We start from the raw sequence: 540 nt of genomic DNA, 5'->3' as shown, positions 1-540 counted from the left end.
GCCCCGGCAGGACCGGGCTCTTCATGATCAGCGCCTCGACCGTCCAGGTGCGCTTCCCGCCGTCGGAGCCGGTCACCTCGTACGTGAGCGGCTTGGTGAAGTCGCGCGGAGTGCCGGAGGCCGGGCTGATGGACGCGCCGTTGACGAGGGTGAACTGCGGGGCGAGCGCGGTGAGTTCACTGCCCTCGGCCAGTGGGAGGGTGATCCTGCTGTTGGCGTCGTCGATGATGGCGCCGATCTTCAGCGCGGGATGGGTGGCCGTGGTGACGCCCGTGGTGTTCCCGCTGAGTACGACGACCTCGCTGGGCGCCAGTGCGCGGTCGTAGACGCGGAAGTCACGGATCCTGCCCTTGAAGAGCTTGTCGCCGGTGTAGAGCGACTTGCCGATGTAGTTGGCCGTGGTGGTGCCGGACCCGATGGCGCCGGGGGTGATGGTGAGCGACGTGTTGCGGGCCACCTCCACGCCGTCCTGGTCGAGGACGCCGGTGGTGCCGGTCTGGGTGTAGGTGACGTGCTTCCAGACCGAACGCGGCAGCGCGG

General features: G+C 68.9%; 1 protein-coding gene. It reads right to left on the bottom strand.

Going from position 1 to position 540, the window contains the following annotated elements:
• The coding region (locus tag ABD323_RS44910) for a LamG-like jellyroll fold domain-containing protein (protein WP_344447717.1) at positions 1-540 on the bottom strand (540 nt) is incomplete at both ends.

The organism is Kitasatospora nipponensis (assembly GCF_039528135.1).
Lineage (GTDB): Bacteria > Actinomycetota > Actinomycetes > Streptomycetales > Streptomycetaceae > Kitasatospora > Kitasatospora nipponensis.
Note: the sequence above shows the minus strand (reverse complement) of the source record. Positions and strands in the feature narration are given on the sequence as shown.